At 72.4% G+C, this 25,913-nt stretch carries 24 protein-coding genes; 5 read left to right on the top strand and 19 right to left on the bottom strand.

What is annotated here, in order from left to right; genetic code table 11:
* Positions 1–8: 8 nt before the first annotated feature.
* From ACIRYZ_RS25270 to ACIRYZ_RS25255, 4 genes are all read right to left on the bottom strand, one after another.
* Positions 9–1,076 (bottom strand): sensor histidine kinase, encoded by a 1,068-nt coding sequence (locus tag ACIRYZ_RS25270; protein WP_402948127.1) that lies wholly within the window; start codon positions 1,074–1,076, stop codon positions 9–11.
* Between the two features lie 166 nt (positions 1,077–1,242).
* Positions 1,243–2,871: a SagB family peptide dehydrogenase gene (locus ACIRYZ_RS25265; RefSeq protein ID WP_402947954.1), complete on the bottom strand. Its 1,629-nt coding sequence runs from the start codon at positions 2,869–2,871 to the stop codon at positions 1,243–1,245.
* A gap of 59 nt (positions 2,872–2,930) precedes the next feature.
* Entirely contained in the window at positions 2,931–5,243 is a 2,313-nt protein-coding gene (locus ACIRYZ_RS25260) for a TOMM precursor leader peptide-binding protein (RefSeq protein ID WP_402947951.1), read from the bottom strand.
* 10 nt (positions 5,244–5,253) lie between these two features.
* Positions 5,254–5,406 (bottom strand): hypothetical protein, encoded by a 153-nt coding sequence (locus ACIRYZ_RS25255; protein WP_393035253.1) that lies wholly within the window; start codon positions 5,404–5,406, stop codon positions 5,254–5,256.
* A gap of 359 nt (positions 5,407–5,765) precedes the next feature.
* Between ACIRYZ_RS25255 and ACIRYZ_RS25250 the strand changes: the two genes are divergently transcribed.
* A complete protein-coding gene (locus ACIRYZ_RS25250) occupies positions 5,766–6,569 on the top strand; it encodes a BTAD domain-containing putative transcriptional regulator (RefSeq protein ID WP_380613130.1) in 804 nt (267 codons plus the stop codon).
* 62 nt (positions 6,570–6,631) lie between these two features.
* Here the strand turns inward: ACIRYZ_RS25250 and ACIRYZ_RS25245 are convergent, their stop codons facing one another.
* The 10 genes from ACIRYZ_RS25245 to ACIRYZ_RS25200 all read right to left on the bottom strand — a co-directional run bounded on the left by ACIRYZ_RS25245 (position 6,632) and on the right by ACIRYZ_RS25200 (position 16,653).
* Positions 6,632–8,176: an acyl-CoA carboxylase subunit beta gene (locus ACIRYZ_RS25245; RefSeq protein WP_402948124.1), complete on the bottom strand. Its 1,545-nt coding sequence runs from the start codon at positions 8,174–8,176 to the stop codon at positions 6,632–6,634.
* 170 nt (positions 8,177–8,346) lie between these two features.
* Positions 8,347–9,540, bottom strand: a complete 1,194-nt coding sequence (gene metK / locus ACIRYZ_RS25240; RefSeq protein WP_402947947.1) for a methionine adenosyltransferase — start codon at positions 9,538–9,540, stop codon at positions 8,347–8,349.
* Positions 9,541–9,656: 116 nt separating this feature from the next.
* The gene (locus ACIRYZ_RS25235) at positions 9,657–10,052 is read right to left on the bottom strand and encodes a hypothetical protein (protein ID WP_402947944.1); all 396 of its coding nucleotides are present in this window, start codon (positions 10,050–10,052) and stop codon (positions 9,657–9,659) included.
* Positions 10,053–10,123: 71 nt separating this feature from the next.
* A complete protein-coding gene (locus tag ACIRYZ_RS25230; protein WP_402947942.1) occupies positions 10,124–11,365 on the bottom strand; it encodes an NAD(P)/FAD-dependent oxidoreductase in 1,242 nt (413 codons plus the stop codon).
* Positions 11,362–11,916 (bottom strand): SRPBCC family protein, encoded by a 555-nt coding sequence (locus tag ACIRYZ_RS25225; RefSeq protein ID WP_402947939.1) that lies wholly within the window; start codon positions 11,914–11,916, stop codon positions 11,362–11,364. The genes ACIRYZ_RS25230 and ACIRYZ_RS25225 overlap by 4 nt, the downstream gene beginning before the upstream one ends.
* A complete protein-coding gene (locus ACIRYZ_RS25220; RefSeq protein ID WP_380613136.1) occupies positions 11,903–12,370 on the bottom strand; it encodes an SRPBCC family protein in 468 nt (155 codons plus the stop codon). The genes ACIRYZ_RS25225 and ACIRYZ_RS25220 overlap by 14 nt, the downstream gene beginning before the upstream one ends.
* 5 nt (positions 12,371–12,375) lie before the next feature.
* Positions 12,376–12,915: an SRPBCC family protein gene (locus tag ACIRYZ_RS25215; protein ID WP_402947936.1), complete on the bottom strand. Its 540-nt coding sequence runs from the start codon at positions 12,913–12,915 to the stop codon at positions 12,376–12,378.
* A 41-nt stretch (positions 12,916–12,956) separates the two neighbouring features.
* A complete protein-coding gene (locus ACIRYZ_RS25210; protein WP_402947933.1) occupies positions 12,957–14,360 on the bottom strand; it encodes a coproporphyrinogen-III oxidase family protein in 1,404 nt (467 codons plus the stop codon).
* A 68-nt stretch (positions 14,361–14,428) separates the two neighbouring features.
* Complete coding sequence (locus ACIRYZ_RS25205) at positions 14,429–15,838, bottom strand: cytochrome P450 (RefSeq protein WP_402947931.1); 1,410 nt, start codon at positions 15,836–15,838, stop codon at positions 14,429–14,431.
* Positions 15,835–16,653: a hypothetical protein gene (locus ACIRYZ_RS25200; RefSeq protein WP_402947928.1), complete on the bottom strand. Its 819-nt coding sequence runs from the start codon at positions 16,651–16,653 to the stop codon at positions 15,835–15,837. The genes ACIRYZ_RS25205 and ACIRYZ_RS25200 overlap by 4 nt, the downstream gene beginning before the upstream one ends.
* 350 nt (positions 16,654–17,003) lie before the next feature.
* Between ACIRYZ_RS25200 and ACIRYZ_RS25195 the strand changes: the two genes are divergently transcribed.
* Together ACIRYZ_RS25195 and ACIRYZ_RS25190 are read left to right on the top strand one after the other, a co-directional pair.
* Positions 17,004–17,420: an SRPBCC family protein gene (locus ACIRYZ_RS25195; protein WP_380613141.1), complete on the top strand. Its 417-nt coding sequence runs from the start codon at positions 17,004–17,006 to the stop codon at positions 17,418–17,420.
* A 40-nt stretch (positions 17,421–17,460) separates the two neighbouring features.
* Positions 17,461–18,930: an MFS transporter gene (locus ACIRYZ_RS25190; RefSeq protein ID WP_402947925.1), complete on the top strand. Its 1,470-nt coding sequence runs from the start codon at positions 17,461–17,463 to the stop codon at positions 18,928–18,930.
* 134 nt (positions 18,931–19,064) lie between these two features.
* Here the strand turns inward: ACIRYZ_RS25190 and ACIRYZ_RS25185 are convergent, their stop codons facing one another.
* From ACIRYZ_RS25185 to ACIRYZ_RS25175, 3 genes are all read right to left on the bottom strand, one after another.
* Positions 19,065–19,988: a DNA-3-methyladenine glycosylase family protein gene (locus tag ACIRYZ_RS25185; protein ID WP_402947922.1), complete on the bottom strand. Its 924-nt coding sequence runs from the start codon at positions 19,986–19,988 to the stop codon at positions 19,065–19,067.
* Positions 19,989–19,991: 3 nt separating this feature from the next.
* Positions 19,992–20,519 (bottom strand): MarR family winged helix-turn-helix transcriptional regulator, encoded by a 528-nt coding sequence (locus ACIRYZ_RS25180; protein ID WP_402947919.1) that lies wholly within the window; start codon positions 20,517–20,519, stop codon positions 19,992–19,994.
* 132 nt (positions 20,520–20,651) lie between these two features.
* The gene (locus ACIRYZ_RS25175) at positions 20,652–21,701 is read right to left on the bottom strand and encodes an alpha/beta fold hydrolase (RefSeq protein WP_402947916.1); all 1,050 of its coding nucleotides are present in this window, start codon (positions 21,699–21,701) and stop codon (positions 20,652–20,654) included.
* 346 nt (positions 21,702–22,047) lie between these two features.
* Between ACIRYZ_RS25175 and tnpB the strand changes: the two genes are divergently transcribed.
* Positions 22,048–23,502, top strand: a complete 1,455-nt coding sequence (gene tnpB, locus ACIRYZ_RS25170; protein ID WP_402947913.1) for an IS607 family element RNA-guided endonuclease TnpB — start codon at positions 22,048–22,050, stop codon at positions 23,500–23,502.
* An 82-nt stretch (positions 23,503–23,584) separates the two neighbouring features.
* Positions 23,585–24,643 (top strand): hypothetical protein, encoded by a 1,059-nt coding sequence (locus ACIRYZ_RS25165; RefSeq protein WP_402947910.1) that lies wholly within the window; start codon positions 23,585–23,587, stop codon positions 24,641–24,643.
* 54 nt (positions 24,644–24,697) lie between these two features.
* Here ACIRYZ_RS25165 and ACIRYZ_RS25160 read toward each other — a convergent pair whose 3' ends face one another.
* Complete coding sequence (locus ACIRYZ_RS25160; protein ID WP_402947907.1) at positions 24,698–25,138, bottom strand: MarR family winged helix-turn-helix transcriptional regulator; 441 nt, start codon at positions 25,136–25,138, stop codon at positions 24,698–24,700.
* The gene (locus ACIRYZ_RS25155) at positions 25,131–25,910 is read right to left on the bottom strand and encodes a 4'-phosphopantetheinyl transferase superfamily protein (RefSeq protein ID WP_402947905.1); all 780 of its coding nucleotides are present in this window, start codon (positions 25,908–25,910) and stop codon (positions 25,131–25,133) included. The genes ACIRYZ_RS25160 and ACIRYZ_RS25155 overlap by 8 nt, the downstream gene beginning before the upstream one ends.
* Positions 25,911–25,913: the final 3 nt, after the last annotated feature.

The following is a 25,913-nucleotide window of genomic DNA, read 5'->3' as shown; positions in this document are numbered from 1 at the left end:
CGCACCGCTCAAGCCGGGACCTCGGCCACCAGGTGGAACCACCCTCGCCCGTCGGGCCCGGCGCTGAGCCGGCCGCCGACCTTGGCGAGCCGCACCTCCAGGTTGTCCAGCCCGCCGCCGTGCCGGTCCGCGTCCCCGAGCGCTGCCCGCTCGGGGACGCCGTCGTTGGAGAGGGTGAGCCGCAGCCGCCCGCCCTCCACACCGCCCCTGACGACGCAGCACTCCGCCTTGCTGTGCCGCAGCAGGTTGGTGACGCCCTCGCGCAGCACGGTGGCGAGCACGGTGTCGGCCTCCCCGGTGGGCTGGATGCCGCCGAGGTCGAACCGGGCCTCGATGTCGGCGGCCGCGAGCACCGACCGCGCCGAGACGGCCTCGCTCTCCAGCGACATGTCCCGGTAGCCGCGGGCCACCGCGCGCACGTCGGCCAGGGCCTGCCGGGAGATCTCCAGCACCCCGCCGAGCTCGTCCAGCGCCCGCTCCGGGTTGGCCGTGACCAGTCGGCAGGTCAGCTCGCTCTTCAGGGTGATCGCCGAGAGGCTGTAGCCGAGCAGGTCGTGCAGGTCGCGGGCGAACCGCAGCCGTTCCCGGGTGACGGCCAGCCGGGCCAGCTCCTGCTGGGCCTGCTGCACCTCGATGACGAGTTGGGCGAGCCTGGTCAGGCCGAAGACGATCAGGCCGGTCAGCGCCGTCGCCACGGTGAGGTAGACGGCCTCGGCCACGCTGATGCCCAGCAGCGCGCCGCTGACCCCGGACAGCACCACCACCGCCCCGAAGGCCGCCCCGGCCCGCTTGCCGCGCAGCAGGAGCAGCACCGAGGAACCGAGGAAACCCGCCATCCCGCCCCAGGCGAAGCCGAAGAGCACCAGCGGAACGTACGTCAGCACCGCCTGCGCCAGCAGCGTCCGGCGCCCGTAGCGCTCCCGGACGCGCTGCATCCGGGGTGCGCAATGGACGAACTGGAGCGCCGAGGCGGCGGTGAATGTCAGGCTCGCGGCAACGAATTGACGGTCCGTTGGATGACTCGTCGCCATGTTCAGAAAGCCGATCAGCACGAAGCCGAGCTGCACGATCACCACAATGGCCAAGGCCAGCCTGGGCGGGGGCGCATTGAAACCGGTCGGTCTGTTTTCCCTCGTCGGCGGCCCCCCCGCGTCACCGGATCCGTCCGGCTCGTTCCGCACACGCACGGTTCCACTCAAGCTGTACTCCCCCCACGCGACTTGGGGGGAGTATAGGGCGCGACTATCCCCGCGCCGACACCTCGTTCGCACACTCGTCCCAGCCCGTGAAATCGGCCGGATCCGCCCGCCCCTCCCGGGCCGGGCGGCTGCCCTCCGGGAGCGCGCCCAGGACGAAGCCGCCGACCGTGGCCTCGGCCCGCCAGTCGACCCGCAGCGCCCGTTCGGCCAGCTCGATGTCGCCGCTGCGCAGCGCGCAGGTGGCCAGGCCCATGGCCGTCCCGACCAGGTACATGCTCTGGGTCACCACGCCGACGTGTTTGAGCGTCAGCGCGTACGCAAGGCCGCTGAACCTCCAGGAAAGCCGGCGGTACCGGGAGGTGATGGCGACGACCACGGCCGGCGGGGTGGCCAGCCGGGCGCCGAGCGCAGCCTCGGCGAACAGTTCGTCCAGTTCCTCCGGACCTTCATTGACCGCGATCAGACAATGCTCGGAAGGTGCGTAGTAATAGATCCCGTCCGGCAGCCCCGCGCAGCCCCGCACGGCCGGGTAGAACTCCAGCTCGTACGCCCCGTCCCCGCTGGGGTACGGGCGGTCGCTGACCGGTTCGCCGGTCGGGTCGCCGGCGGGCGCCGGCCGCAGCCCGCGCACGCGTACGGTCCGGTGCAGGAACTCGCCGAGCTGCTCGGCGGTGAACGGGGCGGTGCCGAACTCGCGGACCGAGCGGCGGCCCTCGATCACCGCGGTCAGCACCGGGTCCGCGGCCAGCACCTGCTTGAGGTCGGGGCGGGCCAGCGGGTGGCGCCGGCCGGCCGGGAGCGGGCGCAGCGCGGGCTCGGGGTCGGTGCGCCCGCGCAGCGGGTGGGTCGCGCCGTACGGGCCGTCGTGGCGCCCGGTGGTGCTGCGGGTGTGGAAGAACAGGTCGACGCCCGACCAGGCGGCGAGCACCGGGTCGAGGTCCTCGCCGAAGGTGGGGGCGGACAGCCGGATCAGCTCCACCGAGGCCGTCGGCTCCGGCCCGCCGTCCTCGGCCACCGAGAGCAGCCCGGCGCCCGCCAGTTGGGCCAGCAGCGCCAGCACCACCGGTTCGGCCAGGCCCGACTCCGGCACGATCTCGGCCGGCCGCACCGGGCGGCCGAGCATGCCGACCACCCGGGCGCTCTCCGGCCGGTGCAGCTCGACCCGGTGCAGGGCGGTGGGCGCCTCCAGCACGAAGCCGGCGCCCTCGGTGCGCAGGAAGGCGAAGCGGGACAGCCGCACCGGCCGGCCCGGGTCGACCGGCCCGGGCTGGAACCGGGCCTCCCTGGCCAACGGCACCACCGACAGCAGCGGTTGGGCCGCGTCCTCCAGACCGAGCGAGCGCACCACCAGGTGCTGGAGCCGGTGCAGCACCCGCAGCACCTCGGCCTGCCCGGCCTGGTCCCGGACCGGTTCGCCGTCACCGGAGGCGGGCATCGCCCCGGCGAAGACGTTCTCCAGCATGATCGGCCCCAGGCTCATCCGCCGCAGGGTCTCCCCCACCAGCGGGTGCGGACGGTCCAGCCGGAAGTCACCCCAGCGGGCTCTCAGCAGCAGCGAACCGTCCGGCTCCGCCGGCTCGACCAGGACGTCCTCGCGCAGGGACCACAGGGCGCGGGGGCGGGCTCCGCCGGCGGCACGGGCCGCGGCGAGGATTCCGTCGCTGGTCGGCATGGGGGACTCCTCGATACTGAAGGCGGGCGGGGGCACCGCCGGACGGTCCGACCGGTCGGTCAGACGAACAGGGGGATCGGATTGAGCTCCTCGTAGCGGCTGGGCCGGGCCAGCCGTCCGAGGGCGACGGGGACGTCGAACAGGCGGCCCGGGGCGAACCGGGCCCAGAACTGGCGCAGGCCGGGGACGACGACCTTGACCACCGGCAGGCCGATGTCGGGTCGGGTCTGGTCGAGCACCAGCAGGTCGAGGCCGTGGGCGCGGACGGTCTCCACGCAGGCGGCCACCTCCTCGCCCAGGTCACGGCGAGGGCCGGCCGGGAAGTCGGCCGGGCCGCGCGCCGCCCGCCCCGGATCGGGCAGCAGGTAGGGCTGGTTGCGCACGGTCGCCGCGCGCCACCAGGAGAGCAGCTCGGGGTCGTCCAGGTCGTAGCCGGTGCCGTCGGGGGCCGCGCCGAGGGCGGCCGGCAGCAGCTGGCCCATCTCGGTCAGGGCCCGCCGCAGGGCGATCCGGGCGTCGAAGTGCGCGCCGAAGCCGAACATGACGTCCTCGGCGGGCTTGTCGGTGCGGCGGGAGAGCACGGCGAAGACCGGGATGCCGAGGTCGGAGGTGAGGTCCAGGGCCCACACCTCGCGGTTGAGGCCCGCGTAGAGCTCCATCGCGTCCCGGCCCCACACGTCGCCGAACTCCTCCATCCGGACGGCCGGTTGGCGGGTGCGGTTGTACCACCAGAGCGCGACCGCGTCCCGTTCGACGAGTTCGAGGAAGCCGTGCACGATCGCGTCCTCCAGGCTGCTGCCGGCCGCGTTGCCGTTGGAGTCGGCGCGCAGCGCCCGGCTGCCGGCGGGTGGAGCCACCGGGCCGACCGCGCAGCTGTAGTAGAGCATTCCGGTGGGCAGCAGGCGCCGGCGGCCGTCCGCCAGCGACCAGACCGGGGTCCAGTCCACCGGCTCGGTCTCGTCGAAGGGCGCGGGCACGTACTGGAAGACGGAGTGCCGCTCGTTCCAGCGCTCCCGGTCCGCGTACTGGCGCGGGTCGAACAGCTGGCAGTCGTCCGGGTGGACCGCCTCCGCCGCCAACTCCCGGTAGCTGCCGCGGATCCGGGTCTCGTCGCCGTGCAGCGCGCCGCAGTGCCGCTCCAGCGCCTCGCAGAGCGCGCTGACCTTCGCCTCCAGCGGGGTCGCGCCCTTGCCGCCGCTCATCTGCCGCAGCCCGGCGCGCAGTTGGGCGAGGTCGGCGGAGCCGGCCACCGGATTGCGGCCGGAGAGGTAGCAGTTGATCCGGACCGGGGCGCGCGGGTCCCGGCGGATCTCGGCGATCACACCGGTCACCGGGCTCACCAGGTGGCCGTAGCGCTCGTACACCTGCTCCGGCGTCTCGGCGCGGTGGCAGTCGGCGCCGTCCGCCTTCGGCCGGGCCACCGGGACGACCGGGCGGGCCAGTTGGGCGGCCATCAGGCCCGGGTCCCCGCACTCGGGGCACTGCGGGCGGCGGCTCACCCGGTGGCCCTGGACGGCCAGGCCGAGACTGTCCAGCACCCGGATCTCCCGCTGGCCCGGGTGCCGGTAGCCGGCCAGCCACTTGGCCGCCTCCAGGGCGGCGAGCTGAGCGCCGAGCGCCCGGACGGCGGGCACCGAGGTGTCCGGCCGGGCCACCGGGCCGGCCAGGCCCAGCGCCCGCTGCACCGGCACCTCGGAGCGCCGGTGGGCGCGCAGCCGGTGCGCCAGGCAGGTCCAGCACGGGCCGTCGGCCGCACCGAACACCGGGCCCACCCAGGGGCTGGAGCCGCCGGGCTTGACCGCCAGCCAGGCCCGCCCGGCGGCCCGGTGGGCGGCGTCGATCTCCCGCAGGGCCGGGTCGAGGTAGTCGGCGCAGACCACCACCGACAGCTCCCCGGCACCGGCCGCGGCGGTGACCGACAGGCCGTTGTTCCGGCAGGCCTGCTCGACCTCCCCCGCGTCGGCGCCGCCGACCGCCAGCACCGCCGCGCCCGCCTCGACCCGGCCGAGCGCGACGGCGCCGTCCAGGCCGGCCAGTTCCCAGTAGGCCCGCGCCGAGCGACGGGCCGGCTCGGCGGCGCTCTCCCCGTGGTAGCCGATCAGCCCGGCCCGGGCGAGCCGGGCGATCAACTGCCGGGCCCGGCCGTCGGGGAGCCCGGGCGCGGCGTCCCGCAGCACGCCGGCGAGGTCGCGGGTGCCGTCGAGCAGCGGCACCAGCCGTTCGATGCCCTCCCCTTGCAGGGCGGTCACACCCTGGTCGGAAACCAGGTAGGCCGCGTCGCCGGGCACCACTTCGGTGCGCAGATGGCTGCGGAAGCCGATCAGGCGGTGGTCGGCGACGGGTGCGGCGGTCGAGTCGGCTCTGCGGGTCACCGGAGAACCCCTACAGGCCGTCGGTCGAGAAGCAGACGCACAGCTCGGCACGTCCGGCGGCGGGGTGGTCGAGGTCCACGATCGTCAGGTCCAGGTCGTGGTCCCCGGCCGGGGACATCAGGTCGATCAGGTCCAGCGAGTCGAGAAGGGCAGTTCCGAACACGTTCTCCCCCAGGTGTCGAGAAGGGCCGTCAGATCTCGTCGGGCTCCGCTGCGGGCTTCCCGGAGCGGCACGAGGATTCTGGGCTCGCGACGGGAGCGCGGGACAGTGCCGCGCTCATCGATCGACCGTGAAATCCTCATGCCTCGGGCCGTTCTCGAGTCACCCTCGATCGGTGAGGCCGGCACTGGGTTCCGGGCCGTCCCGGGTGCCAAGGTGAAGACGCTGCGAGGCGCATCCCCGCTCCTGGGGTCCACGAGGTCCGAAGGCCTTCGTGAGCAGCGAGTTCGCGACGCAAAGCCTTCGCGACACCAGCGCCTTCGCAACGCAGCACGGAGCACGAGGCACGAAGGGAGACTCCGGTGGAGATCGGCATCCTGGGCCCACTGACCGCCAGGCTCGGACGGACGTCGGTGGTGCCGAGCGCGGGGAAGCCTAGACAGGTTCTCGCCCTGCTCGCCCTCCGATCCGGCACCAAGGTGCCGGTGGAGACGCTCTTCCACGAGCTGTGGTCGTACGACCCGCCGCGCAGCGCGGCCACCACCCTGCAGACCTACATCCTGCAGCTGCGCCGCATGCTGGCCAAGGGACTCGCGCCGGACGGCACCTGCCCCAAGACGCTGCTGCGCACCCAGTACAACGGCTATCTGCTCGACGTCCCGGTCGAGCAGACCGACGCGGCCCGGTTCGACCGGCTGCGGGAGGCCGGCCAGTCGGCGCTGCGGGCCGGCGACTGCGCGACCGCGGCGATCCAGCTGCGCGCCGCGCTCGACCTGTGGCGCGGCCCGGCCATGGCCGACCTGCAGCTCGGCGAGATCCTCTCGATCGAGGCCATCCAGCTGGAGGAGAACCGGCTGAGCACCGTCGACGACCGGATCAGCGCCGACCTGGGGCTGGGCCGGCACGCCAGCCTGATCGGCGAGCTGGCCTCGCTGACGGCCCGCCACCCGATGCACCAGAACCTGCACGCGCACTACATGCTGGCGCTCTACCGCTGCGGACGGGCCTCCAACGCGCTGGACGTCTACCGGCGGCTGCACGGCACGCTGGTCGAGTCGATCGGTCTGGAGCCCTCTCCCAAGCTGCAGCGGCTGCACCACGCGATGCTCAACGCCGATCCCCAACTGGACGTCGTGGAGCGGCAGCCGGACCTCGCCCGGCTGTGACACGGTGACGACCGCTGCCGGGGGGGGCTCCGGCAGCGGTCGTCCGTCTCGGGGGGAGGGGGCTACACCGGCTGGTTGCCGTGCTTGCGGCGGGGCAGCTCGGCGTGCTTGGAGCGGAGCACCGCCAGCGAGCGGATCAGTATCCGGCGGGTCTCGGCCGGGTCGATGACGTCGTCCACCAGGCCGCGTTCGGCCGCGTAGTACGGGTGCATCAGCTCCTCGCGGTACTCCTGGATGAGCAGGTTCCGGGTGGTCACCGGGTCGGTGGAGCCGGCGATCTCCCGGCGGAAGATCACGCTCACCGCGCCCTCCGCGCCCATCACCGCGATCTCGTTGGTGGGCCAGGCGAAGGACAGGTCGGCGCCCACCGAGCGGGAGTCCATCACGATGTAGGCGCCGCCGTAGGCCTTGCGCAGGATCAGCTGGATCCGCGGCACGGTGGCGTTGCAGTACGCGTACAGCAGTTTGGCGCCGTGCCGGATGATGCCGCCGTGCTCCTGGTCGACGCCGGGCAGGAAGCCGGGCACGTCCAGCATGGTGACCAGTGGGATGTTGAAGGCGTCGCACATCTGGACGAAGCGCGCGGCCTTCTCCGACGAGTGGATGTCCAGCACCCCGGCCAGCGACTGGGGCTGGTTGGCGACGATGCCGACCACCGCGCCGTTCAGCCTGGTCAGCGCGCAGATCACGCTGTTCGCCCAGCGTTCCTGGAGCTCCAGGTACTCGCCGTCGTCGGCGATCGCCGCGATCACCTCGCGCATGTCGTACGGCTGGTTGCCGTTGACCGGCACCAGGTCGAGCAGTTCCTCGCAGCGGCGGTCGGCCGGGTCGCCGGTGGGCTCGACCGGAGGCATCTCCATGTTGTTCTGCGGCAGCAGCGAGAGCAGGTAGCGGACCTCCTCCAGGCAGGTCCGCTCGTCGTCGTACGCGAAGTGCGCCACCCCGGAGACCTCGGCGTGCACGTCGGCGCCGCCCAGGCCGTTCTGGCTCACCTTCTCGCCGGTCACCGCCTGGACCACGTCCGGGCCGGTGATGAACATCTGCGAGGTCTCGCGGACCATGAACACGAAGTCGGTCAGCGCCGGGGAGTACGCGGCGCCACCGGCGCACGGGCCCAGCATCACCGAGATCTGCGGGATGACGCCCGAGGCCCTGGTGTTGCGCTGGAAGATGCCGCCGTAGCCGGCCAGGGCGGTGACGCCCTCCTGGATCCGGGCGCCGGCGCCGTCGTTCAGCGACACCAGCGGGGCACCGGCGGCCAGGGCCATGTCCATGATCTTGTGGATCTTCTGCGCGTGGGCCTCGCCCAGCGCGCCGCCGAAGATCCGGAAGTCGTGGGCGTACACGAAGACCGTCCGGCCGTGCACCTCGCCCCAGCCGACCACCACGCCGTCGGTGTACGGCTTGCGGTCCTCCAGGCCGAGGCCCGAGGCGCGGTGGCGGCGCAGCGGTTCCAGCTCGACGAAGGTGTCCTCGTCGAACAGCACGTCCAGCCGCTCCCGGACGGTCAACTTGCCGCGGGTGTGCTGGCGTTCGGTGGCGTCCGCGCTCGGGCCGTCGTAGGCCTCCCGGTGCTTGGCGGCCAACTGCTCGACGGCGGAGCGCAGCTGCGGCCCGACCGCCGCGGTCCGGGCGTGCACCGGGGCCCGGACCGCGGCGGGCGGCGGGGTCGGGCTGCCGACGACGGTGCCGAGACGATCGGCTAGTTCGCTCTGGATGGTGGTCAACGTAACTTCCCCTCTCGTACTTCGGCTCGGCGTCGGTGCGGAGCCGGGCGTCAGAGCCCGGCGGCCGCGCGCAGCTCCGCCGCCCGGTCGGTGCGCTCCCAGGTCAGGTCCTGCGACTCGCGGCCGAAGTGGCCGTAGGCGGCGGTCTGGGCGTAGATGGGCCGCAGCAGGTCCAGGTCGCGGATGATCGCGGCCGGGCGCAGGTCGAAGACCTTGGTGACGGCCTCCTGGATGGTCAGCACCGGGACGGCCTCGGTGCCGAAGGTCTCGACGAACAGGCCGACCGGCTCGGCCTTGCCGATCGCGTACGCGACCTGCACCTCGGCGCGGCGGGCCAGGCCCGCGGCGACGATGTTCTTGGCGACCCAGCGCATCGCGTACGCGGCCGAGCGGTCCACCTTGGACGGGTCCTTGCCGGAGAAGGCGCCGCCGCCGTGGCGGGCCATGCCGCCGTAGGTGTCCACGATGATCTTGCGGCCGGTCAGGCCGGCGTCGCCCATCGGGCCGCCGACCTCGAAGCGGCCGGTCGGGTTGACCAGCAGCCGGTAGCCGCTGGTGTCGATGCCGAGCGCGGCCAGCTCGGGCTCGACCACGTACTCACGGATGTCGGGGGCGAGCAGGCCCTCCAGGCTGATGTCGGCGGCGTGCTGCGAGGAGACCACCACGGTGTCCAGACGCACGGCGCGGTCGCCGTCGTACTCGATGGTGACCTGGGTCTTGCCGTCGGGGCGCAGGTACGGGATGGTCCCGTTCTTGCGGACCTCGGACAGGCGCTTGGACAGCCGGTGCGCCAGGGCGATCGGCAGCGGCATCAGCTCGGGGGTGTCGTCGCAGGCGTAGCCGAACATCAGGCCCTGGTCGCCGGCGCCCTGCTTGTCGAGCTCGTCCTCGGCGCCCTCGACCCGGGCCTCGTACGCGGCGTCGACGCCCTGGGCGATGTCCGGGGACTGCGAGCCGATGGAGACGGAGACGCCGCAGGAGGCGCCGTCGAAGCCCTTCTGCGAGCTGTCGTAGCCGATCTCCAGGACGGTGCGCCGGACGATCGCCGCGATGTCGGCGTAGCCGGAGGTCGCGACCTCCCCGGCGATGTGCACCTGGCCGGTGGTGATCAGCGTCTCGACCGCGACCCGGCTGCCCGGGTCCTGCGTGAGCAGCGCGTCCAGGATGGCGTCGCTGATCTGGTCGGCGATCTTGTCGGGGTGGCCTTCGGTCACGGACTCGGAGGTGAACAGGCGGCGGGCCATGGGTGCTCCGTAAGGGTTGGTAACTGGGACGGACGGGCGGACAGGCGGACGGGCGGAGGCGCGGGGAAGCGGCGGCCGGTCCCCGCCGGTGGGGCGGCGGGGACCGAGCGGGGCGGTCAGCTCGCTTCGAGCAGCCGCTTGAGCTGGACGAGCTCCTCGGCCATCTCGTTGCGCTGCCCGACCACCACGTCCTCGTCGACGTGGGGCGGCAGGTTGACGGTGAAGCGGACGGCCACGTGCCCGCCGTGCTCCTGGAGGTCGAGCTCGGCCTCCTCCTCCTGGCCGCGGATCAGCGAGTGGATGACGTAGCGGCGGGCACCGGCGCTCTCGGTGCCGGTGATCCAGGTCTCGATCGGTCCCATCACGGACTGCACCTGGAACCTGCCGTCCTTCTCGCCGTCGACCGCCTGGAAGAAGGTGGTCCACTCGGTCAGGTTGGGCATGTGCCCGAGGTAGGCGCCGACCGTGGCGAGGTCGCCCCTGATGTCGATGCCTCCGGTCACGGGGATCATTGCGGTGGTCCTCACTCTCGTGCGATTGGGCGCTGCCTCTCGTGCTCTCCCGGGTGCTGCGGGGCCGCCGGTCAGAGCAGGCTGAACTGCTCGCGGACGCCACCGATCAGCTCGCGCGGTGAGCCGGGCGGCTCCTCGGCGCTGCCCCGCAGGGTGCTCTGCAGCAGGGCGGCCAGCGGCAGCACGGTGGGCAGGTGCGGGTCGGCGAGGCCGATCAGCAGCTGCTGGTGGACGCCGTCCGCGAAGGTGGCGTCACCGGCCGCGTCCGCGCCCTTGATCAGCGCGCCGACCTTCTCCTGGTAGCGGGCGACCACCGCGGAGCGCTCCTCGGCGCCCGGGGCGGCCAGGGAGTCGACGGCCGCCTGGCCGGCGAACAGCCCGGCCTGGACGGCGATGTCGATGCCGCTGCAGAAGAACGGGTCCAGGAAGGCGGCGGCATCGCCGGCGATCGCGTACGCCTCCCCCGCCAGCTCGGTGGCGCGGAAGCGCCGGTTGAGCGCGGGCAGCACCGGCAGCAGCTGGTCGGCGCCGGCCAGCAGGGTCTGCAGCGGGGCGGCCTCGTCGACCTCGGCCCAGAACAGCGACTCGATGTCGCCGCCGTAGCGCTGGGCGTGGTCGTCGCCGACCACCACGCCGACGCCGACCCGGCCGCCGCCCATCGGGATCACGAACACGTAGCCGTGGGTGATGCCGATGATGGTCATCGTGCCCTCGACCGCCAGCTCGTGCTCGCGCTCCGGCTTGAAGTGGCTGAACACCGCCTCGCGCGGGTCGAGTTGCTGCTCGGGCTCCTCCCGGGTGCCGAGCGCCCGGGAGACCAGGGCGGACTTGCCGCTGGCGTCGATGACGTACCGGGCGGAGAGCTCGGCGATCCCGGCCGGGGTGGCCGCGGTGAGCTTGACGCCGCTGCCGTCGGCCGCGAACTCGACGTCGGTGACGGTGTGCAGCGGGCGGTAGCTCGCGCCCTGGCGGATCGCGTTGTCCACCAGGATCTTGTCGAACTTGGAGCGGTCCAGCCGGACCACGGCCGGCAGGTCGCAGCCGGCCGCCCGGGACAGCGTCAGCTCCAGGCCGAAGCGGCCGGTGGCGTTGAGGAAGCGCACGCCGGTGGCGGCCCCGAAGGCCTCCTTGACGTCCTCCACGCCGAGCCCGCGCAGCAGCGGCAGGGTCTCGCCCGACCACGACTCGGGCAGGTGGGGGGCGGGCTGCATGGCGCGGTCCAGCAGCAGGACGCTCAGGCCCGCCTTGGCCGCGGCCGCCGCCGCGGTGGAGCCGGCCGGGCCGGCTCCGATCACGATCACATCGGTGGTCACGCGGCGGCTCCCAGGGCGGCGGGCGCAGGCTGCGCGCCCGCCTCGAAGTGGCTGACGAAACTGTCCAGGATCCGGCCGAGGCGGTCCTCGAAGCGGCGCCGGTAGGCGTCCCGGTAGTCCTGGTGGGCGGGGTCGGACGGGCTGCCGCCCGGCTGGGCCGGGAGCAGCTCGTAGTTCCGCTCGGCGGTGACCAGGCAGCCGCCGTCCTGCTCGGTGAAGCGCCAGGCGCCGACGTGGTCGGCCATGCCGGGCGGCGGGGTCGGGCTGAAGAACTCGATGTCGCCGCCGGGGGCCAGGAAGCGGACGGTGCGGACGAACTCGGTCCGGCCGTCGCGCTCCACCTCCAGGTCGAACTCCTGGTGCGCGCCGTCGTCGTAGTGCACCCGGACGGAGGTGATCCGGTCCCAGACGGCGTGCCAGGAGGCGATGTCCCAGAACAGCGCCCGGACCTCGGCCACCGGGGCGGCGATCGACCGGCTGACGCTCAACATGTCGCTGCGGTCGGCGAGTTCGGCTGTCTCACGGGGTTCGGCCCGCTCAGCGGTCGACATCGGCCTCGACCGCCTCGCGGAACAGCTGCAGGTTGTGCTGCAGGTGGCCGGAGAGCCGGCGGCCGAACTCGGCCTCGTCCGGCACCGGGGCGGCGGCCGGGTCGCCGGAGGGCGGCGCCAGCAGCTCGAACTCGCGGGTGGCGGTGACGGTGGTGCGGCCGTCCTGCTCGGCGAAGGTCCAGCGGCCGGTCATCCGCTTCAGCAGCGGCGGCGGCGTGGTCTGCACCAGCTCCAGCTCGTACGGGGCGCGGCAGTAGCGGACGCCGCGGACGGTCTCCTGACCGCCGGGGCGCTCCACCGTCATGGTGAACTCCTGGTTGTAGCCGTCGCAGTAGAGCACCTGGACGTCCAGGGTGTCCGGCAGGATCGCGGGCCAGCGGTCCAGGTCGGCGAAGGCGCCGTAGGCGGCCTCGATCGGGGCGTCGATGACGACGCTCTCGGTGATGGCGGCCACGGCGGTCACTCCCCGCCCTTTCCGGTGAGCACCTTGCGCCAGGAGTCCAGCGCCAGCTTGGAGTGGCCGGCCAGCATGGTCGTCACCTGCTCCTCGGTGCTCGCCTCCTCGGTGGCCGGGTAGACCAGCGGGGCGACCTCCTCGTGGAGGTTCCACACGTGGGTGACCTCGACGTGGGTGTGCTCCGGGTTGCCGGCGGCCTGGGTGAAGCGCCAGATCCCGCCGTGGTGCCTGAGGAACTCCGGCGGCTCGGGCTGGAAGAACTCGATCTCCCCGGGGCGGCAGTTGCGGATCGAGCGGACCCGCAGCTGGGAGCCGTCGGTCTCCGAGGCGACCGTCATGAAGAACTCCTGGTAGCGCCCGTCGTCGTAGCGGACGTCGATCTCCTGGACGTGCGGCAGGTACTGGGGCCACGCGCGGACCTCGAACAGCGCCCCGTAGACGGCGTCCAGCGGCGCCTCGATCACGAGGGTCTGCACGGTGCGGTGGGCGAACCCGGGGTGGGTGTCGATGGTGAGGCCCGCCGTGGGGCTGACGGTGGTCATCTCTGTTTCGCTCCTTGGCTGTTGCGGTGGTACGTCGGGTCTCAGGCGCCGAGCCAGTCCTCGCGGCGGCCGGCGAACAGGTCGACCATCGGGGTGTTCATGGCCCAGTGCGGGTGCTCCAGCGCGGTGGTCTCACCCCAGAAGTCCGGGTTGGTGAATTCGAGCATCACGTTCATGTGCCACTCGCGGCCCAGCTGGGTGAGGGTGAGCTTGTCGTCGGCGAGCTCGGCCAGGCCGCGGCCGAGGATCCGCTCGACCTCGGGCTTGAAGTCCTCCAGGAAGCTGGAGCCGAACTGGAACTCGTACTCCTTCAGGTCGACCGCGAAGGCCTGCAGGATGTTCATCACGTACCGCTCCTTGCGGACCCGCGGGCTCAGCTGGGAGGAGACGGCCGAGATGAAGTGCTCGCCGCGGTTGACGGCGGCGATGTAGCCCTCGACGTCCTTGCGGCCGCCGACCCGGTAGTCGTTGATGAAGCTGTAGGCGCTGGGGCCGACGCCGAGGATCTCGACGTTGTTCCGCAGGAAGGTCCACTCGTTGTAGACGTTCTCCCAGCCCGGCCGGCAGAAGTGGTCGAACATGTAGTTGTGGAAGCCCATGTTCTCGGTGGCCTCGACCAGGTCGCGGTACATGTTGCGGACGTACTCCGACTCCTTGTCCACCAGCGGGGCGACCTTGCCCATCTTGATGAACTTGTCCTGCGGGGTGCCGGGGTGGATCCGGTACAGGTAGGTGGTCAGGTGCTTGACGTCGAGGTCGCGCAGCACCTCCAGGTCGCGCTGCCAGGTCTCCCGCCGGTGGCCGGGCAGGTTGTACATCATGTCCATCTGGATGTTGCTGAAGCCGCGCGAGGACAGCTCGTTGATGGCCTTGATGGACTCCTGGGCGGCGTGCGGGGAGCCGATGATCCGCAGGATGCTCTCGTCGAAGGACTGCACGCCGAGGCTGACCCGGTTGATGTGCGAGTCGGCGACGTAGTCCAGCTTGTCCGGGGTGTAGTCGCGGGCGTTGCCCTCGAGGGTGAGCTCGTAGTCCTTGGCCACCGGGTAGTTGGCGAAGATGGTGTCCAGGATCCGCTTCAGGTACGCGGTCTTGAGCAGCGAGCCGGTGCCGCCGCCGATGTAGATGGCGCGCAGGCTGCCGGTCTGGAAGCGCTTGTAGGACGCCCAGCGCTCCAGGTCGGCGACGATCGCGTCGACGAAGCGCGCCTCCTTGTTGCGCGGGTCGTGCGGGGAGAGCTGGTCGACGAAGTACGGGCAGGAGTAGCAGCGCACCCGGCAGAACGGGATCGACAGGTACATCACGTAGTCCTGGCCGGTCTGGTCGAGCGCCAGCTGCGGCAGGAACTCCTGGCCGGAGCGGTTCTCCCAGAGCGCCGGCGGATACAGGATGAACGGGGTGGTGTACTTCTGCGGGTACGGCTGGGTGGTGACGGGCGCGGTCATGCTCGGGTCTCCAATCGGACGTTCACAGGCTGGGGAGCTGCGGCGCTCCGGATTCGACTGACGCTTCGTCAGGATGCGCTGCGCGGCTCGGCGTACATCGGCAGGCCGCCCTCGGGGCGGAGGGTCATCACCGGGCCGGCGACCACCCGATGGCCCGGCACGGAGCGCAGCCGGAACTGCTGGACCACGGTGGTGAGCAGCAGTTGCGCCTCCATCAGCGCGAAGTGCACGCCCAGGCACTGGCGTTGGCCGCCGCTGAAGGGAACGTAGGCGTAGTGGTGCTGCTTGGCCAGGTTCTCCGGGGTGAACCGCTCCGGGTCGAAGCGCTCGGCGTCGCTCCAGTAGTCGGGGTGGCGGTGCACGACCCAGGGGCAGATGGTGATGCTGGCGTCCTTCGGCAGCGGCAGGCCGCCCACCTCGTCGGGGCCGTTGCCCCAGCGGGCCAGCAGGTAGATCGGCGGGTAGAGCCGCATCGCCTCCTGGACCACCTGCTTGGTGTACGGCAGGCTCGGCAGGTCGGCTACGGTGGCGGTGCGGCCGGCCAGCTGGGTGTCGACCTCGTGCTCCAGCCGCTCCAGCACCTCGGGGTGCTCGGCGAGCAGATGGAAGGTCCAGGTCAGCGCGTCGGCGGTGGTCTCGTGGCCGGACAGCAGCAGGGTCATGACCTCGTCGCGCAGCTGCTGGTCGCTCATCCCGCGGCCGCCGTCCTCGTCGGTGACGGCCATCAGCAGGGAGAGCAGGTCGCCGGTGTCGACGGGGTTGTCGCGGCGGCTGGCGATGATGTCGTGGATGACCTCGTCCAGCGCGGCGACGTTGGCGTTGAACCGCTTGACCAGCGGCAGGAACGGCATGTTGACCATCAGCGGGCCGAACGGGTTGCCGAGCAGCTTGGCGAACTGCTCGCTGACCTCGCTGAACGCGGAGCCGACCTTGCCGGCCTCGTTGATGATGTCCATGTTGAACAGCGTCTGGCCGACGATGTCCAGGGTGAGCTGCATCATCTCGGCGTCGACGTTGACCGGGCCGCCGTCGCCGCGGGCGCCGCGCTCGCGCCAGCGGTCCAGCATCCGCAGCGTCGCGCCGGTCATCATGTCGCCGTAGGTGGCGACCCGCTGCTTGGTGAACCCGGGCTGGATCAGCCGGCGCTGACGGCTCCACAGGTCGCCGTCGCTGGTCACCAGGCCCTTGCCCATGACCCGGCCGAGCAGCAGGAAAGCCGGGTGCGGGGCCTTGCTGTAGTTGGCCGAGTTGGTGGCCAGCACGTGCCGGATGTGGTCCGGGTCGGAGAGGAAGTAGAAGTACTGGTTGGCCAGGAAGCGCACCTTGACGGCGTCGCCGTGCTGCTGGAACACGTCGGCGAGCAGGGCGATCGGGTTCTTCGAGAAGCCGCGCATCACACCGAGCGGGGAGCCTCCGGTGGCGACCGCCCAGGTCTTCGCGGGGCCGGCGGCGGCCCGCCGCTCCGGGGCGATGGTCATCGGGCCGCCCCCTTCCCGCCCTCGATGCCGACGGGCCGGCCGATCAGGTAGGTGACCGGCGGTCCGCCACGGCCCTCGGGCAACAGGGCGCCGGCCTCCCAGGAGTAGTCCGACGCGTCGAGGTCGTGCACCATCTCTCGAAGCTCCTCAGTGGTGTAGGTGCGCAGGTTGGAGGCGATGCCGTCCCACATGAAGGCGAGCGGCACCAGCGGCACGAGGTAGCTGAAGAACAGCCGGCTGTAGCTGACCGGCCGCAGCCGGGCCGCCCAGCCCCAGACCAGCAGCGGGCCGAGCGGGACGGTGAGCAGGATCGGCGCCCAGCGACGCTCGGTGAACTCGAACACGGCGACGGCCTCGCGCCGGCGGTAGGCGTCCTTCAGCACCTGGCGGGCGGTGTGCGGCCGCAGGTGGTGGAAGCCGGTGAACAGGGTGCGCAGTCCGGACAGCCGCTCGGGCACGGCCGTCGCGTCGACGGACTGCGCCTCGAAGCGGGTGCGGCCGTCGCCGATCGTGCGGACCGCCGCGGCCAGCGCCTCCCGGTTGGGGTACTTGTCGGTGAGGACCAGCTCGACGTCGGCGTCCTCCTCGGCCAGCCGGCCCTTCAGCACCGTCCAGGGGCCGGAGCCGCCGGAGCACAGGTCGACGATCCGGGAGATGTCGTGCTCGCGGACCAGCTTGGCCAGCAACGGCACCACCGGCGCGTAGACGTCGCCGCGCAGCACGATGGCCTCGCGCAGCAGGTCGGTGATCGGGTTCCGCAGCACCGCGGGGAACCAGGACAGATCCTCGAACTCGAACAGGTGACGCCGTTTCATCGCAACTGACCTCGCTCCACTGGATGGCGCCGTTCGGATTTCTCGGCGGTCGACGCCGAACAACCCCCATACTCCGCACTGGAATTCGAGCGAGCCATCCCCAAAACCATGCAGCGCTCCGGTCAAGCCCTAGCGGGCCGCTGCATACCGACGGCGGGTCGGCGCGCTTACCGCCTCTGAGCAGTCGATATGCCCGCATACCGAAGCCGCCGGCAAAGGCGCTCAAGTGGCGCTCAAGCGGAATTCGAGGGGTTGCCGCAAAAGCCGGTGAAGAATTGCCGGGCAACAATTGCCGGATCGATGCGAATCATCGATGCGAATCCCTTATCACCGACGAAAGGACTTCCCCCATGTGGGAGTACGAGCACAGCGTGATCGCCGACACCACCCCTGAGGCGGTCTGGGCCCTCTACAGCGACACCACCAAGTGGGAGAGCTGGGACCAGGGCCTGGACGCGATCGAGCTGCACGGCCCGTTCGAGGTGGGCACCAAGGGCCACCTGAAGCCCAAGGGCCAGGACGGCTTCCCGTTCACCCTGATCGAGGCCGAGCCCAACAAGCGCTTCACCGACGAGACCGTGGTCAACGGCCTGGTCCTGCACTTCATCCACATCCTGGAGGCGCAGGAGGACGGCCGCACCAAGATCACCCACCGGGTCGAGATCACCGGCCCGGCCGCCGCCGAGGCCGCCCCGCACGTCGGCCCCGCGGTCACCGCCGACATCCCGGCCACCGTCGCCCGTCTCGCGGAGATCGCCGCGGCCTGACGGCCTGAGCCGACGACCCCTTCAACCCCAGGAGGCGCACGTGTCCATCATCGAGTCCAGGACTTCCACGGAGACGGCGCCTCCCGGGGCGCCGTCGCCCGCCGCGGCGGCCGGCCCGGGCCACCGGGCGGCCAACGGGATAGTCCTGCTCCTGCTCTGCCTCAGCGAATTCATGATGTCGCTGGACTTCTCCATCGTGAACGTCTCACTGCCCGCGATCCAGGGCGACCTCGGCTTCCGCGCCGGGGACCTGGTCTGGGTGGTCACCGCGTACGTCCTCGCCTTCGGCGGCTTCCTGATCGTCGGCGGGCGCCTCGCCGACCTCTACGGGCGCCGGCGTCTGCTGGTGTTCGGCCTCACCGGTTTCACCGCCGCCTCGGTACTGGCCGGACTCGCCGGCTCGCCGGGGCAGTTGGTCGCCCTGCGGGCCGTCCAGGGCCTGTGCGCGGCCGCCGTCACCCCGGCCGCGCTGGCCACCCTGACCACCACCTTCACCGGTGAGAAGGAGCGCCAGCAGGCCATGGGCGCCTGGGGCGCGGTGCTCGGCGCCGGCTTCGTCTCCGGCGTGGTCGGCGGCGGCGTCATCACCCAGTACCTCAACTGGTCCTGGGTGTTCTGGATGAACGTGCCGATCGGCGCCGTCCTCGCCGTGCTCACCGCCCGGCTGCTCGGCCCCGGCCGGGACGGCCGCCGGCCGCGCCGGATGGACCTGCCCGGCGCCGTCCTGATCACCGGTTCGGTGGTGTCCCTGGTCTTCGCGCTCTCCGAGAGCAGCGTGACGGGCTGGACCTCCACCCGGGTGCTGGGCGCGCTGGCGCTGGCCGCGGTCGCCGCACTGGCCTTCGCCGCGGTCGAAGTGCGCAGCGCCGAACCGGTGCTGCCGATCGCCCTGCTGAAGCTTCGCCGGCTGGTGGTGGCCAACCTGGCCAATGTGCTGATGATGGGCTCGTTCTTCGGGCTGGTCTACACCGTCACCCTGTTCCTGCAGGACGTGATGGCCTTCTCCCCGCTGCGCGCCGGCCTGACCTTCGCGGCCGCCGGGGTGGCGGGGCTGGCGGCGGGCGCCGCCTCCGAGCCGCTGGCGCGGAAGTTCGGCGCCACCCGGGTGCTGATCATCGGCGCGCTGTTCCAGGCCGCCGCCACCGGGGTGCTGGCCACCCTGCCGACCAGCGGCACCCAGCCGTTCGTGTCGGCCTGCACCGTGGTGGTGAACTTCAGCGGCGTGGTGGCGATCGTGATGATCAACCTGGCCGCCACCGAGGGCGTCGCCGACCAGGACCAGGGCGCCGCCGGCGGCCTGCTGAGCACCTGTGAGCAGATCGGCGGGGCGATCGGCCTGGCCGTGATCTCCACCGTGGCCACCTCCCGGGCACACCACCTGGCCGGTTCGCACCCGGACACCCACGCGCTGCTTTCCGGGGACCGCTGGGGCATGGCCACCGCGGCCGGCCTGGCAGTGGCCGGCGCACTGATCGCCCTGGTCGGACTGCGCAAGCCCGCGAAGAACTGACATATCTGACGGAACGTCAAACCCAGAGCGCCCCACCGCGGTCGGACCGCGGTGGGGCGCTCTGCTGGGGTGGTCGACGCGAGGTGGTCGACGCGGGATGCTCGACGCCGGGTGCGCGACGCCGTGCGCTCCGGTCAGCCGCCGACGCGCAGGTAGTGCCCCCAGTAGCCCTGCCAGGCACCGTAGTGCTCGGCCAGCCTCTGGAACTCCGCCTCGTCGACGGGCCGGCCGTAGACCCGCTGGACCGCCCGGCCCATCTCCTTGTCGAGCACGATCCGCTCCATCCGGCCGAGCCCGCGGATCAGCAGGAAGGACGCCGACCACTCGCCGATCCCGGGCAGCTTCAGCAGCCGCTCGCGGACCTCCTGGTACGGGCCGGTGCGCAGGAAGTGCTCGTCCAGCTCGGCCCAGAGCCGCACCGAGCGGTGCAGGTAGCTCGCCTTGCGCTGGTTGCCGATCAGGGCGACCAGCTCGGCCTCCTCGAAGCGGGCCAGCTGGTCGACGTCCGGGAAGGCCCAGAGCCGCTCACCGCCCACGTCGATCCGGTTGCCGACCGCCTCGACCAGGGCCCGCTTCATCTGGCGGGCCACCGGCATCGGCACCCGCTGGCACAGGATCGCCCAGCAGAGCAGCTCGAACGGCGAGGGGAACTTGACCTGGTGGTAGCCGTGCAGCCGCTCCACCACCCGCGCGAAGGGCTCGTCCTGCCGGGCCAGCCGGTAGAACCCGGCCAGGTCGTCGGAGAGCCCCAGATAGAAGTCGATCCGGTCGGTGACCGCCGCCACCGCCTCGGCGGTAATCGGCTGCTCCGCGGCGAGCCGGGCGTCCAGACCGGACGCCCCGGACGCCCCGGGCGCCCCGGGCGCCGCCGTGAGGCGCACGCCCAGGGTCGCCCCGGCCTCCCGGACGGCCAGCGTGAGCGCCGCCTGCGCGGTGCCCTGCTGGCCGGCCATCGCCGGGAAGGAGCCGATGAAGCCGAGGGAGGCCCGGAAGTCGAACGGCTCCCGGGCAGGCAGCCGAACGTCCGTCAGGTGCAGGGCCGTCGCTTCCGTGGCCATGGCTCAGTCCTCCTTGCGGTTGCTGGGCAGTCCGGACGCGAGCGGCTGGCCCCACTCGTCGGAGAGCGCGTACAGCACAGCGAGCGCCGCGTTGCGCGGGACGGGCGCGAAGAACTCGGAGTCGGCCTTCTCCACCGCGTACATCGCCTTCTCCAGCAGCGTGGCCCCGGCCTCGGTGACCTGCACCCGCTTGGCGCGGGTGTCGACCAGGTCCGGGATCCGCTCGACCAGACCCTTGCTCTCCAGGGTGCGCAGCACCTGGCTGGTCATCATCGGGTCGGTACCGGAGTGGTCGGCCAGGTGGCGCTGGGTGGGCGGGCCCTCCTGGGCGCCGAGCCAGCCGGCGCCGGCCAGCAGCACGAACTGCACGTGCGTCAGGTCGTGCGGCTTGAGGGCCGCGGCGATGGACCGCTGCCAGGAGAGGGTGACGCGCCAGAGCAGGAAGCCCGGGCTCTCGGCCGGCTTGGCGGGCCGCTCGAAGTCGGCCTCCGGCTGGTTCTGCACTGCGGACTGGTTCATGGCGGTGCTCACTTTCCCTCCGTGACAGGGGTCTGCTCGGTGGTCTGCATGTACTGGATCCCCCACATGGGTGGGCCCCTCCTCCGCTTACTATGCGCGTTTACTATATCGGATACGAGTATCCGGGGCGACCCGGCGGACGGGTCAGATCAGGGCCAGCTCCATCGCCCTGGCCACCGCCATGCCCCGGCTGTTCACCCCCAACTTGACGTTGATGTTGGCCAGATGGCGGGCCGCGGTGTGCTCCGAGATCCCCAGGATCCGGGCGATCGCCCGGTTGGAGAGCCCGTCCCGGGCCCGGCCGATCACCGCCAGCTCACGGTCGGTCAACAGCCCCCGGCCGGGGTTGGCGAACGCCACGAGCTCGGCCAGCACCGTCTCCGGATCGGTGAAGTACGGCAGCGAGGCCCCGCCCGGCAGGGTCCGGCTCACCGCCTCCGGAAGCGCCTCCACCATCCGGCGGGCGACCGCCGCCGGACACAGGTAGCTGTCCTCCCGGCGCAGCAGCAGCGTGGGAACGGCCACCTCGGCCAGCTCCGACCACGCGTTCAGCGCGCAGGAGTCCAGGAACAGCGCGGCGGCGGCCTCCGGCTGGGCGCACATCCGCTGGTAGTCGGCGTACCAGCGGACCTCCTCCGGCCTGGTCCCCGGCAGCAGCAGCTCGGCCACCAGCCGGGAACCGAGGTGCCAGTCCGCCCGGACCAGCCGCTCCACCGCGCCGGGCAGGTCGTCCGCCAGCCCGTCCGGGTGGTCGCGGTCCGCGGTGAAGGACGGCGCGGTACCGAACAGCACCAGCCGGCTCACCCGGTCCGTGTACCGGGCGGCGAACAGCATGGCCAGCGGACCGGCCAGGCCGCTCGCCAGCACGATCACCCGCTCCTCCGCGCACGCGTCCACCACCGCCGCCAGATCGGCGAGCTGACGCTCCCGGGAGAAGTCCGGATCCTCCTCCGCGGACATCCCCACCCCGGGCGGGTCGTAACGGATCACCCGGAAGGACTCGGCCAGCGAGCGGTGGAAGTCGCCCACCGGCCCGACCGACCAGTCCACCGACAGGTGCGAGACCCAGCCGGGCAGCACCAGCAGCGCCGGGCCCTCGCCGCCGGCCGTCCACGAGATGTGCCGCCCGCCCTCGACCAGGCGGCGGCGGACCAGCGGTGCTTCCCCGCCTCTTGCTCCGGTCGGCCTGCTCATCCCTCGCTCGTCCCCCTTGCTCCAGCAGCCACTTGCCGTTGCTGTGCTGTTCGCAGCGTAAGGAAGCCCAGGGCCTGGGAGCTTGAGCCGAACTAGACGCCGACAGGACCAAAAGTCCGTTCCGGCGAAGTACGCAGGTCGGGGCGGAACGCCCCGACCGCCCTGCACAGTTCTGGGGATGGAGCACCCGTCGGCAGCCCCGCACACTGAGGTCCGGAAGGCGGGGGTTGGCCACTGTTGCTGTTCCTCTAGGCAAGTCTCAATGATTCGGATATTTCGACTGATTGTCAGTGCTGCCCGGTATGGTCCGGGAAGCTGCTGATCTGACTCTGGTTGGGAGGGTTTCATGCAGAAGTTCGAGGAGCGTCCTGGGTTCGTGGTCCAGGCGTACCGTTTCGCGCTGGACCCGAACGCCGAGCAGGACAGGCGGCTCCGGTCACACTGCGGCGCGGCTCGGGCCGCGTACAACTGGGCGGTGTCGTGGGTCGAGGCGTCGTGGTGGCAGCGGAAAGCGGAGGAGTCCTATGGCATCCCCGAATCTGAGCTGACCGAGTGGCGGCCGTGGTCGCTGCCCGCGCTGCGGAAGGTGTTCAACGAGGCGAAGAGGACCGACCCGAGGTTCGCCGGCTGGTGGGAGGAGAACTCGAAGGAGGCGTACTCGACCGGTCTGGCGAACGCCGCCGCCGCATTCGACAACTACGCCAAGTCCAAGCGCGGCCGCCGCAAGGGCAAACAGATGGGGATGCCGCGTCGGAAGTCGAAGCACAAGGCCCGCCTGTCGTGTCGGTTCACCACCGGCACCATCCGCGTCGAGCCCGACCGCAGGCATGTGACGCTTCCCCGCCTCGGAACGATCCGCACCCACGAATCCACGCGCAAGCTCGAACGACGGATCGGCAACGGCACAGCTCGCATTCTGTCGGCGACGGTGCGATATGAGCGCGGCCGCTGGTTCGTCTCGTTCCAAGTCGAGGTCAAAGAGACCGAACGCACTGCCGCACGCCCGAACACGGTGGTAGGCGTGGACCTCGGCGTGAAGTGCCTGGCGGTGATGGCCGACAGCGATGGCGAGGTCCGGCACGTGCCGAACCCGGCGCACTACGACACCGCGCTCAAGAAGCTCAAGCGCCTCTCGCGGAGAGTCTCACGCCGCCAAGGCCCAGACCGACCAACCGGTCGGCACCCGTCCAAGCGGTGGCTGATCGCCAACGCCGAACGCAACCGGGTGCACCACCGGGTGGCGAACCTGCGCACCGATGCCTTGCACAAGCTCACCACCGGCATCGCCGCCGAGTACGGCACCGTCGTGGTCGAAGACCTCAATGTGGCCGGCATGCTCAGGAACCACCGCCTGGCCCGCAGGATCCAGGACGCCGGGTTCGGCGAGATCCGCCGCCAAATCACCTACAAGACCGGCTGGGCCGGAGGCCGCACAGTAGTGGCGGACCGCTGGTACCCATCCTCCAAAACCTGCTCGAACTGCAAGACAGTGAAAGCCAAGCTGCCGCTGCACGTCCGAGTGTTCACCTGCGATGCCTGCGGTCTGGTCATCGACCGGGACGAGAACGCGGCCCGCAACCTCGCCGACCTCGCGTCGGCCCGCATCACGGGTACCGGAGTGGCCGGAGACCCGGACGCGCAAGCGTCGAAACCGCGTGGAGCCGACCGGAAGACCCGCGCCACCACCCGCAGCCGCGAGGCCTCGGGTGGGCGGGCAGGTGGCGCAACCCTGCCGCACCAGCGGCAGGAGGAAGCGCGAGACCGTCATCAGGACACCACAACGCAACTCGCGCTGTGGTGACACCGTTACGGACCTTCCCGGCCGAAAGGCCGGGATTGCTGATATTCGGACTACGGAATCAGGAACGGAAGGAAGGCCGAGGATGACGACGACCGTCGAGGAGACCATCTGGACGTCCGTGGTGCACGGCGCCGTGCACGGCGCGACCGTGACCGACCTCGGCGGCCGCCACCCCATGTCCGTCTCCGCCTGCGGCTTCACCGCGGCGGACGCCCGGCGCGGCGCGCTCGCCCGCTACCACGCGGCGCGCGCCCTGCAGGAGGCCGCCAACGGCCCGACGGCCGTCGGGCCGGGCCCGGTCCGGGCGCTGCGGCCCGCGGACTTCGTCCCCGGCGCCGCGGAGCCCGTCGCCGCCCCGCCGCTGCCCGCGCTCTCCGGTGTCGGCGCGGTCAGCGGGCTGCGCTACCTGGTGCCGGCCCGGATCTTCTTCTCCGCCCCCGTCCCCGCCGCCGTGCGCGAGCCCGTCCTGGACGGCGCCGCCGCACCCGGCGCGGCGCTCGCCGAGGTGCTCGCGCTGGACGTCGCCGCCCGCTGGTGGCGCCACCCGCACACCCGGCTGGCCGACGCCACCGTGCTGCTGGCCGACCGGCTGCCGGAGGAGGTGCGCCGGGCGCTGCCCGCGCAGGGGCTGACGGCGGAGGCGTTCCTGTGGACCTCGGCCGGCTTCGCGCTCGGCATGGTCGTGATGCACCGCGGCGGCGGCGAGGCGGCGAGCTTCGGGGTGAGCGGCCGGGCGACTCCCGGCGCCGCCCTGGAGGACGCCTTCCTCAAGGCGATGGCCGCCCGGCTGGGCCGCCCGCCGGGGCCCGGCTCCGGCGGCCGGACGGCACGGCCCGGTGCGCACCGCGCCCGGCGCACCCGCTTCGCGCCGCCGACCGGCCCGAGCGGCACCCGGGCGCTGACGGCCTGGCACCAGGGCTCCGAGCAGCTCGCGCTGCTGCGCCGCCACGCCGTCGGGCGGCTGCCCGTCGGGCCCTGGCCCCGCGTCGACTGGGTGGAGCTGGCGCACCGGCGGTTCGGCCACGAGCCGGTGCTGGTCACCCTGCCGACCGCGGACGGCGGGCACACCGTCCAGGCCGCGTGTCCCGGGGCCGAGGTCTACCGCGCCTCGGCCGTCTCGGTGCCGAGCTTCCCGTTCTGAGCCTTCGGTGCTCGTGCGTTCCACGTGCCCCGGCGTCCGTGCGCCGGGCCTTCGTCATGCCGCCAGCAGGTCGAGCAGCCGCCCCAGCGCACCGCGGTCCGCGGCGGCCAGGCCGGCCAGCAGGTCCTCGTCCACCTGCCGTTCCAGCGCGGCGAGTTCGGCGGCGAGCCGGACGCCCGGCTCGGTCAGTTCGATCCGGTAGGCGCGCCGATCGGCCGGGTTGCGCCGGCGGACCACCCAACCCTGCTCCTCCAGCTGGTCGATCAGCCCGACCATGCTGGTCCGGTCGATCCCGAGCTGTTCACCGAGGGCCTGCTGGGCGCTGGGGCCCTGGGCCACCAGGGTGGCCAGCACGGCGTGGTCCTTGGGCCGCACGCCGCGGTCCGCGAGCGCCCCGGCCAGCCGGTCGGAGAACCGGTCGGCCGCCAGGCGCAGCAGCCGGCCGGTGCCGGGCTCGGGCAGCCGGGCCGTGGCGGTGTCCGCGGTCTCAGGCATGGACCGTCACCTCCTTGAGCAGATTGTCATGCGCGATGATAGTCAGCTCTAGAGATGATTTTCCAGACCCCCGGCCCGAATCGCCGGGCCGGTTGTCCCCGGCCCCGTCGTCCCCGGCCTCGTACGGCACCCGGGCAACGGGCAGCGCCACCAGCGCGGCCGCCAGCCCGGCGCCGTGGGCCAGTGCCACCGGGACGCGCAGCCCGTCCACCGTGCGCAGCACCGGCGCGCCCGCCTCGGTACGGCCCCAGCAGGTCCCTGCGGCCGTCCGGCCTACGCCCGCGCACAGTGCCTCCCAGGCCCGCCGTCCGGCCAGCCGGGCGGCCGCCGAGTGGGCCCGCTGCCGCTCCCGGCGCGGCAGGCCGCCCGGGACGGCCACCAGGGCGGCGCGCAGCCGCGGCGGTGGGCGGTGGCCGAGGCCCGGGGCGGCGACCACCGCCGCCAGCACCGAACCCCCGACCTCCCGCACCGCGCCGCGCAACACCCGGGGAAAGCCCGGCGGGTGGCGGCCGCCCGCGATCCGGACCACCCGGACCCCGCCACCGGGCGGCGCCACCTCGATCCCGCGCCAGCCGATCCCGTCGAAGCCCGTCCCGAGCGCCTTGAGCACGGCCTCCTTGAGCGCCCACACCTCGGTGAGCGCACGCGGGTCGGCCGCGGTGGCGGCGAGCTCGCGCTCGGTGAACGCCACCGCGGCCACCTGCGGGGTGCGCCGCAGCCGTACCGCCCAGTCCGCGACGTCCGAGACGTCGACCCCCAAGCGGACCACCACGGC

It is taken from the genome of Kitasatospora sp. NPDC101155 (assembly GCF_044768305.1).
Lineage (GTDB): Bacteria > Actinomycetota > Actinomycetes > Streptomycetales > Streptomycetaceae > Kitasatospora.
The sequence above is the reverse complement of the archived record's forward strand: the minus strand, read 5'-3'. Positions and strand labels throughout refer to the sequence as shown.

Coding starts and splice junctions, on each gene's coding strand:
- ACIRYZ_RS25265 (WP_402947954.1), bottom strand. CDS start 2,871: ATGCCGACCAGCGACGGAATCCTCGCCGCGGCCCGTGCCGCCGGCGGA.
- metK (WP_402947947.1), bottom strand. CDS start 9,540: ATGGCCCGCCGCCTGTTCACCTCCGAGTCCGTGACCGAAGGCCACCCC.
- ACIRYZ_RS25235 (WP_402947944.1), bottom strand. CDS start 10,052: ATGATCCCCGTGACCGGAGGCATCGACATCAGGGGCGACCTCGCCACG.
- ACIRYZ_RS25225 (WP_402947939.1), bottom strand. CDS start 11,916: ATGTCGACCGCTGAGCGGGCCGAACCCCGTGAGACAGCCGAACTCGCC.
- ACIRYZ_RS25215 (WP_402947936.1), bottom strand. CDS start 12,915: ATGACCACCGTCAGCCCCACGGCGGGCCTCACCATCGACACCCACCCC.
- ACIRYZ_RS25210 (WP_402947933.1), bottom strand. CDS start 14,360: ATGACCGCGCCCGTCACCACCCAGCCGTACCCGCAGAAGTACACCACC.
- ACIRYZ_RS25205 (WP_402947931.1), bottom strand. CDS start 15,838: ATGACCATCGCCCCGGAGCGGCGGGCCGCCGCCGGCCCCGCGAAGACC.
- ACIRYZ_RS25200 (WP_402947928.1), bottom strand. CDS start 16,653: ATGAAACGGCGTCACCTGTTCGAGTTCGAGGATCTGTCCTGGTTCCCC.
- ACIRYZ_RS25195 (WP_380613141.1), top strand. CDS start 17,004: ATGTGGGAGTACGAGCACAGCGTGATCGCCGACACCACCCCTGAGGCG.
- ACIRYZ_RS25185 (WP_402947922.1), bottom strand. CDS start 19,988: ATGGCCACGGAAGCGACGGCCCTGCACCTGACGGACGTTCGGCTGCCT.
- ACIRYZ_RS25175 (WP_402947916.1), bottom strand. CDS start 21,701: ATGAGCAGGCCGACCGGAGCAAGAGGCGGGGAAGCACCGCTGGTCCGC.
- tnpB (WP_402947913.1), top strand. CDS start 22,048: ATGCAGAAGTTCGAGGAGCGTCCTGGGTTCGTGGTCCAGGCGTACCGT.
- ACIRYZ_RS25165 (WP_402947910.1), top strand. CDS start 23,585: ATGACGACGACCGTCGAGGAGACCATCTGGACGTCCGTGGTGCACGGC.
- ACIRYZ_RS25160 (WP_402947907.1), bottom strand. CDS start 25,138: ATGCCTGAGACCGCGGACACCGCCACGGCCCGGCTGCCCGAGCCCGGC.